1 pseudogene is annotated in these 358 nt (G+C 60.1%); it reads left to right on the top strand.

Annotated elements, in window-relative coordinates:
* Window positions 1-358 (top strand): annotated as a pseudogene (locus FW800_RS27300) (arabinose ABC transporter substrate-binding protein); the annotation flags it as partial.

Genomic DNA, 358 nt, shown 5'->3' with positions numbered 1-358 from the left:
TTATGCGGTGATCAACACCTTCAACGAACTCGACACCGGCAAGAAGCGTACCGACGGCTCGATCAAATCCCTGGAAGACGCTGGTATTCCCAAGGATCACATCCTCACCGCCGCGCTTAAAACCCTCGACGTACCCGGCAGCATGGACGCCACCAACTCGGCCTTGGTCAAGCTGCCGAGCGGGGCGAAGAACCTGATCATCGGCGGCATGAACGACAACACGGTACTGGGCGGCGTGCGCGCCACCGAAAGTGCCGGCTTCAAGGCGGCCAACGTCATCGGCATCGGCATCAATGGCACCGACGCCATTGGCGAATTGAAGAAAGCCGACAGCGGCTTCTTCGGTTCCATGCTGCCG

It is taken from the genome of Pseudomonas sp. 910_23 (assembly GCF_052850795.1).
This window is presented reverse-complemented; position numbering and strand designations above follow the sequence as displayed.